Origin of the sequence: Methanobrevibacter ruminantium (assembly GCF_016294135.1) — an archaeon.
Taxonomy (GTDB): domain Archaea; phylum Methanobacteriota; class Methanobacteria; order Methanobacteriales; family Methanobacteriaceae; genus Methanobrevibacter; species Methanobrevibacter ruminantium_A.
In genome coordinates this window covers 1-7,646 of the sequence record NZ_JAEDCO010000053.1, presented here as the reverse complement: position 1 = coordinate 7,646, position 7,646 = coordinate 1, and the positions used below count along the sequence as shown (strand labels likewise).

Here is a 7,646-nt window from a genome sequence, read left to right as displayed (position 1 = left end):
TAATATTATAATAATATTATAATAATATTATTGATAATTAATATTTTAATAAATTATATTGATTATTGCGATAGCTTGTGAAAACTAATAAAATTACAATAGAATTTATATATTCTGAAAAATAAATTTTATTCTATGTATATTGTATTGGAAGGAATAGATGGCGCTGGAAAATCAACTCAAACAAAGATGTTAAAGGAATGGCTAGAAAGCAATGGATTAAGAGTTGAAACAATTGTTGAACCGACTGATTTGGAAGTTGGAAAGCTTATTCGTAAGCTTTTAACTCGCTCTGATGCTACAAGTGACACAATGCAAAAGACATTAGGTCTATTGTTTGCAGCAGACAGACTTATTTTAATGGATAAGATTGAACAATTGGAGAAGGACAATACTGTAGTAATAAGTGACAGATCTTTCTATTCCAGCTTATCATATCAAGATCCTCAGGACTGGATTAAAGAGATCAATAAGTTTGCCAAAATTCCTGATTTGGTTTTGCTCTTGGATTTGGATGTCAAGAAATCCGTTGAAAGGTGTGATGGAACTGATGAATTTGAAAATGAAGAGTTCCTAACTGGAGTAAAACAGAATTATTTGGATTTGGCACAGTCCAATGATAACTTTAAAATAATTGATGCAAATAATGGTCCGAATAAGGTTTCTTCTGATATTAAAAAAGCAGTTGCACCATTATTTGATATTTGCAAGGATTGCATTTTATAATCTAAAAATAGAAAATTTAAGTAAATTCTTAAATTATATTTTAAATTTCAACTAATTATTTTTAAAATAAGGAAGTAGTATAAAGTAAAGATAAATGAAGATAATAAATTAGATAGTAAATAAGATAGTAAGTAAGATAGTAAATAGATTATCTTCTATCTAATTCATCTAATCTTTCTTTCATTACTTTAACAATGTAATCTTGTGTTTTTTCAAGCTCTTCTTTTGTACCTTGGAGTTTTGGTCCAAATTCGGTTTGCTTAAGTTCAACATCGAACTGTTCAATAACATGAGCAAGCATTTGTTCTCCAATTCCATTGGTAAGTTTCATTTCATATACTGGTTCTTCTTCCATTCTATCCCTCTTTTTAATCTTTTTTTAAAAATTAATTAATTAATGATTATTATTATTATTATTATTATTATTATTATTATTATTATTTTTAGATTTTATTGTTATTTATTCTTATTTTTATTTTTATTTTTATTCTTGTGATTCCATGAAGTCTCTAACTGGTTTCAAGAAATCAATTAAGTATTGTGTAATTGCATTTTTCAAGTCCATTGGGTGCAAGTTTTCTTCTCCATACATTGTGTATAGTTCATCTTTGCTGAGTTCAAGATTTCCACCGAATTTCTCAGGTCTTTCTATAAGCAAAGTGTCTTGTTGTGAGAATACGAAGTGGTCCGCAATTTCTAAAATAGGGTTTCCTTCAGTTTCTCCCATAGGACAGTAGCTTTTCTTGATCTTATCCTTGATTGTCTTTTCATCATCATCTACAGCGATGTAGTTTCCTTTGCTTGAGGACATCTTGTCATCACCGTCAAGACCATGAATCAAAGGAGTGTGAATACAGACAGGAGCTTCTTTTCCTATTCTAGGCAAGTTTTCTCTTGCTAACATTTGGATTTTTCTTTGTTCCATACCACCTAATGCAACATCCACTTCCAAAGCGGACATATCTGCAGTTTGCATCAATGGATAAACTACACTAGCTACTTTAGGGTTGTCATCATGTCTGCTGACTTGATCCATACTTCTTTTTGCCCTTTTTAAGGTGGTTAAAGTAGCTAATTGGTAAACGTCATTAGTGTATTCGCTTCCGGTTTGGAAAGATGAACCTAAAATGTATTCGGTATCATCAGCAAGCCCTAATCCTTGGAAGCATCTCTTATTGTATTCTGCAGTTTCAGCTATTTCTTCTACAGTTCCTTTTCCATTCAAGAAAGCATGATAATCTGCAAGCAAGATTTTGATTTTAAATCCTAAGTCTTGTAATTGTTTAAGTTTCATTATTGTCACTGCATGACCTAAATGAATTTTTCCAGAAGGTTCATATCCAGTATAAGCAATAGGTTGCTCTTTTTCAAGCTTTTCTTTCAATTCATCTACATCAATGATTTCTAAAGTTCCTTCTTGAATTAATTCAATTTTTTCTTCAATGTTCATGTAATCACACTTTTGTTTTTCTAATGGGTAATAAGATAATTATTATAATTTTTATTTTTCACTTTTATTTTTTGTAATCTTTTAATAGATAATTCATAATTATGATTTTTTGTTTATTATTTTAGATTAAATAGATTTTTCCATCTATTTTTATAACATCTATCTCTTCGCCAATATTGTATTTTTCCATCTTTTCATTCATTTCCAAATCAATTGGGCTATAATCGTCAGGATCAAGAATTTGCATCATGCTTGGAGATTTCGCTGTAATGATTGCTTTTTGGACTCCTTCCAAATGCTCTATTTTTTCGATGGAATCGTATTCCCTCCATTTTAAAGCTATTATGTCTTGATTTTCCAGGTTTATGACTTGAATCCTGTTTCCATCAACATCACTCACTTGATAAATGTTATCATGATATTTCACGAAATCATCCTTAACGAATTTTGGAAGTCTTAATACAATCCAAATCCTGTAAAGCCCTTTTCCAGTGGACTTGTCTTCACTTATGAGTCTTGGAGATTCTTTTGTTGTTCCTCCAAATTCCTCTTTAAGATGTTCCACAACCTTTTTTGCAGATTTTAAAGAGCCGATGTAATAGTCATTTCCTTCCTTAAGCTTTGCAACTTGAGGAATATAAGCCAATTTATCCTTTTTAAATTGCTTATCAAGGGTTCTATTGATAATTTCTTCAGCAATAATTATTTCCTCTTGTTCAAGTTCTCTATCATCTGCACGAAATTGGATAACCGCTTCATAATATCCTGCATTTCTTTTACTGCAGTCAGGGCAAACTGAATAATTGATCTTTACATCTGGAGTATGTGTTTCAACCACTTCTTCTCCTAAAACAGTTGCAACAGCTTCAACGTAACATTCTGCAATTGTTCCTCTCATCTGGTCGATTTCAAGTTCTATCTCTTCATTTTCAGCCAAATCGGAAATGGTTATGTTTCTCTCTAATGCTCTATAGATGATTTCCTCTTCAGGGATGTACTCATCTTTCCATTTTCCCTCTTCTAATTTGGCATTGCAGTGCTTGCAGATGGTTACAGTGATATTTTCTGGAATTTCCATAAGTTGGAATTTCTTTAAAAAACAGTTTTTGCAGATTCCATCTATCATTTCAACGTCTGTTGCACCACATTCTGGACAAAACATTTTAAAACACTCTAATAATGTAAAAATTGAATAAAAATTATGATTTAAGTTTAAATAGCTAGTTTTTTTAAAAATAAAAAATATAAAAGAAGAGAATTTATAATGGTTTAAGTGGAGCTTTTGCACCACATGCGGCACATTTTAAGATAAAAATTCTGTCTTCTCTTATGATTTGAGTATCAGGTCTATTACATTCGTGACAGATAACATATTTTTCAATGTATTCATCGAGTCTCTCATTGATTAGGAAATGATTGAATTTACCTTGCAAGATTGCTCTTACTCCTTCTAAGTTACCTGCAGTACCTAATTCTCTTAATAAGTATTTTAATACATGTTGTGGGTCTCTGTTTAATGAGTCTGCCACATCTTTGAAATTTTGAATAAATGTTCTATTACCTTGAATAACAGAGTATGCTTTTACAGGTTCGAATCTTTTTGTTTCAAATACCTCAGGAGGCAATTGATCAATAGCTCTGTTTAATAAGTTTTCATATTCATCCATTTTTTCACCTCTTTGGAATAATAAAATTAATTTAAAGTAAGTATAATCAAATAAAATTTATGATAAGTTTTTATAAAATTAGTATTTGAGTTATATTAATATAAAATATATTTTTTATCATTTATTAATGTATTTATTATATAATAATTTATATAAAAGAAAATACTTTTTATTCTGATAAATTTATTAAAATTTCAATGAAATTTTAAAAAAATAGTTTGAAAATAAGAAAATAGAAAATGCTTGATATTTATCAAGCATAAAGTTTAATTTTATTCAGTGGTTTTGGCACTGTTTTATTCTTCCAGTCTTTTTACCACACCATGATGAGGTTCATAAATGATTCCTTTAGACCTGAGTATTCTTAAGATTTCATCTGTTTTCTCTTCACTCATCTCGTGGTTTTCAGAAAGATGGTCTTTTAGGATATTCACTGGAACTTCAACAAATTCTTCTTCCAATGCTTTAATCGCTTCTTGCACTACACGCATCTTATCTCTTTCAGATGTAGGAGTTCTTCCTTCAACTCTTGCAATATCGATTTTACCTGTATCAGGATCCATTCCGATTTTCTCTAAACATCTTCTTTGCAAGGAAATTGCTCTATGAGCATCTGAAGCTTCCACTTCATTTTTAAGTTGAAGTTTTGCACTAGCTTCAGCTAAACGAATGGTTGCTTCCAATTGCCTTGGAGTGATAGGTACAGGAGTTCCCTCTTCCATGCCTCCAGTTCTCACAGATACATAAAACTCTTCCAATACTTTATTTGCTTCATCTGTAAGTACCGGATGGATATTTTTACGTGCATAAGCGATATATTTTCTTAAGAGTTCTGGCTCTATATCATATGCTATGTTAGAGTATTGGTGAGTCTTAAGAATGTGTTGAGCCAATGCCCTATCCTTTTCAACATCTGGCTTGTCTTCAATTACAAATATCAAGTCGAAACGAGAAAGAATTGGTGAAGGCAAGTCAATTTGGTTTGCTAAAGTCTTGTATCTGTCAAAAGTACCAAATTTTGGGTTTGCAGCTGCAAGAACTGAACATCTTGTATTCAATGTTGCCATGATTCCTGCTTTTGCAATACTTACTGTTTGTTGTTCCAATGCTTCGTGAAGTGCAGATCTGTCTTCTGAACGCATCTTATCCAATTCGTCAACACATACGTTACCTTGGTCCCCAAGTACTAATGCACCTGCTTCAAGAGACCATCCTCCAAGTTCATCTCTAACTGCGGCTGCAGTTAATCCAGCGCCGGATGTACCTTTACCACTGGTGTAAACACTTCTTGGAGCTAATTTTGAAACGTATTTAAGTATTTGGGACTTACCGATACCTGGGTCCCCGACAATAAGAATGTGAAGGTCTCCTCTTAAACGAGTTCCATCCTCTAATTGTTGCACTGTTCCACCAAAGAGCTGCAATGCAATTGCTTCCTTTACATCTCTGTGACCTCTGATTGAAGGTGCAGTGGAGTTAATGATTTTATCGTGTATATGAGGGTCTTGGGACAATTCCAAGATTCTCTCTTCATCCTCTTCACTAAGTTCCAATTCCTCAAATTCCTGTTCCAATGGCTCAATATGATTCACATAGATGTAGTTTTTGAATTTTCCACTTCTCTCTTCCCTAAATGTCTTTAGGGTTCCTGTGATTCTAACTTTATCTCCGGGATTCAATTCATCTACCAAATCATCTTCTAAAACCATAAGCATTTGTTTTGGTTCAGTTCCTCCAGAGAGGTTTTCCAAAGGTTCCTGCATTCTAGCATTTTGTGTATCAATATATTTTGATTCCTCTTGAAGCAATCTAAAGGATCTTCCACCACATTCGCTACATAATGAAGGTTCCATAATATGGTTTCCGGAGTGCTGTTCCACTTCAGTAATCCTCATGCAACCTCTACATTCAAATTTTGCTGTTTCAATACGTGGACGAATCTCATCAGTTTTTCTTACAATTCCATCAGCAGATACAAAGTTACCGATATATTTACTTAAGAGATCGCTTAATGGAATGTTGTTTGTGAGATTTTCAAATCTGATGTTTAATTCCATATCTTCCTTCATCAACGGATCGATATTTTTAATAGCCTTTTGTGAAGCTGCAATAACTTCATCCGGCTTTGTAATCAATAAGTCAGCTAAATCAGGATCAAACTTCTCTAATTCTTCGTAATTGACTGTAAGTGACCTTTCATCAGGATATTTTTCTAAAATTTCTAATACATCATCCTTGTAAATTGTTGAGAAAAATTCTTCAAATTGTGCAAGTGATGCTTTTGTTTTGTTAGTGGAATTCATTGTAATATAGTTTTTATATTTAATATTATAAAAGTTTATTCAATTTTTTAATTTTTCATTATAATCATGTTGAAAAATTGTTCCGATTTCGTTATAATTTTATAAAAATTGACAATACTATATTGAAATATTGTCTTTATTCGTTAAAACACCAAAATAATTGATAATTTTAAATATGTGTAAAATTAAAATTAATAATAATGCTATTTACTTTTAAATAATATTATGGTGAATTTATGAGAAAATCAAGATTGAGTCTATTCAAATCAACTTCTATGTTAATTTCTGTTTTAGGAGTGATAATGATTATAGCTACTGTTGCTGCAGTTGCTTATGTTGGTTTTAGCGTAGTTTCTTCTAGTTTAACTGGAGGAATTTCTTCCGGTACTCAATATGACCAGTTAGCTGAATTGAAGAATAATTATACTAATTTGGAAGTTCAATATAATGAAACTGGTAATAAGATTTATATGATGAACAATATCCCTTTAGAAAGAGAATATGTTAATGCACAAGTAGAGCTTGTAAGAGTTAAAAATGATATAAGTAATGTTGAAAGTGCATTGTCTATGGGAAAAACGGCTTCAGAAGTTGATAAAAGATTACAACTAGCAAAAGACGATTTAAAAATAGCTCAAGAAGCTTATAACACTTTGTCAGTTAAATAATATTTTTATTTAAAATATTTTTTTAACTTCTTTTTTTATTTTTTTTATTTATAGTATTTTTAGATTTTTTTATTTTTATCCTTTAAATAGCTATTTTTGTATTTTTTAACTATTTTTAACCTATTTTAAAATATTTTATCTAATTTTACTATTTTTTTTTAATTATTTTTTCTTTTTAGGTCCCTTTCTATAGCCTAAACCTACAATATACATTTCTTTACTCTTTTGTCTTGATGATGGAGGCTTTGTTGATTTCACTTTTCTGAAATCGTATTTGATGCTGTCTAAAAGGCGTTTGTATTCGGAACCTTGAAATGCTTTGATAACCAGATTTCCTTCGGTTTCAAGGATATTGTCTGCAATCTTAATCACTGTTTCAACAAGGTCTACAGACCTTAAATGGTCGAGGTCTTTAACTCCAGTTAATGAAGGTGCAGCATCTGACATAAGGACTTTCACTTTACCATTTGTCAATTCCATGATCTTTTCCTGAACAATCTCTTTTGTAAAGTCCCCTCTGATTCCATAATAATTAGGTTCGTGGAATGGCTTGATTCTATTTAAATCGACTCCTACAACGATTCCATCTTCGCCTACCTTTTCCAATGCAACTTGAGACCATCCCCCTGGAGCAGCACCTAAGTCCACTACAGTGTCTCCTTCCTTAATGATCTTGTATTTCTTATCAAGTTGCTTAAGTTTGTATGATGCTCTTGAACGATACTCTTCACTTTTAGCTCTTTTGTAATAAGGGTCATTCTTCTTTTCCACTTGCCATCTGCTTCCCATTTTAACCCTCCTGTAATTTTTTTAATTCTCTTATTTATTGATT

General features: G+C 31.4%; 8 protein-coding genes. 2 read left to right on the top strand and 6 right to left on the bottom strand.

Features of this window, described 5'->3' with window-relative positions; translation table 11 throughout:
* Nucleotides 1-135: 135 nt before the first annotated feature.
* Nucleotides 136-726: a dTMP kinase gene (gene tmk / locus VW161_RS08370; RefSeq protein WP_304085534.1), complete on the top strand. Its 591-nt coding sequence runs from the start codon at nucleotides 136-138 to the stop codon at nucleotides 724-726.
* A 148-nt stretch (nucleotides 727-874) separates the two neighbouring features.
* Here the strand turns inward: tmk and VW161_RS08365 are convergent, their stop codons facing one another.
* From VW161_RS08365 to VW161_RS08345, 5 genes are all read right to left on the bottom strand, one after another.
* Nucleotides 875-1,081: a hypothetical protein gene (locus VW161_RS08365; RefSeq protein WP_304085536.1), complete on the bottom strand. Its 207-nt coding sequence runs from the start codon at nucleotides 1,079-1,081 to the stop codon at nucleotides 875-877.
* 129 nt (nucleotides 1,082-1,210) lie between these two features.
* Complete coding sequence (locus VW161_RS08360; protein ID WP_296869282.1) at nucleotides 1,211-2,176, bottom strand: tyrosine--tRNA ligase; 966 nt, start codon at nucleotides 2,174-2,176, stop codon at nucleotides 1,211-1,213.
* 121 nt (nucleotides 2,177-2,297) lie between these two features.
* A complete protein-coding gene (locus VW161_RS08355) occupies nucleotides 2,298-3,338 on the bottom strand; it encodes a 60S ribosomal export protein NMD3 (RefSeq protein ID WP_325192913.1) in 1,041 nt (346 codons plus the stop codon).
* Between the two features lie 97 nt (nucleotides 3,339-3,435).
* Nucleotides 3,436-3,843, bottom strand: a complete 408-nt coding sequence (locus VW161_RS08350) for a translation initiation factor IF-2 subunit beta (RefSeq protein ID WP_304085541.1) — start codon at nucleotides 3,841-3,843, stop codon at nucleotides 3,436-3,438.
* A gap of 296 nt (nucleotides 3,844-4,139) precedes the next feature.
* Complete coding sequence (locus tag VW161_RS08345; RefSeq protein WP_304085543.1) at nucleotides 4,140-6,146, bottom strand: minichromosome maintenance protein MCM; 2,007 nt, start codon at nucleotides 6,144-6,146, stop codon at nucleotides 4,140-4,142.
* 236 nt (nucleotides 6,147-6,382) lie between these two features.
* On the opposite strand from VW161_RS08345, the gene VW161_RS08340 reads away from it, so the two are divergent.
* Nucleotides 6,383-6,814 (top strand): hypothetical protein, encoded by a 432-nt coding sequence (locus VW161_RS08340; RefSeq protein ID WP_304085545.1) that lies wholly within the window; start codon nucleotides 6,383-6,385, stop codon nucleotides 6,812-6,814.
* A 162-nt stretch (nucleotides 6,815-6,976) separates the two neighbouring features.
* On the opposite strand, the gene VW161_RS08335 is transcribed toward VW161_RS08340, so the two are convergent.
* Entirely contained in the window at nucleotides 6,977-7,603 is a 627-nt protein-coding gene (locus VW161_RS08335) for an RlmE family RNA methyltransferase (protein ID WP_325192912.1), read from the bottom strand.
* Between the last annotated feature and the right edge of the window lie 43 nt (nucleotides 7,604-7,646).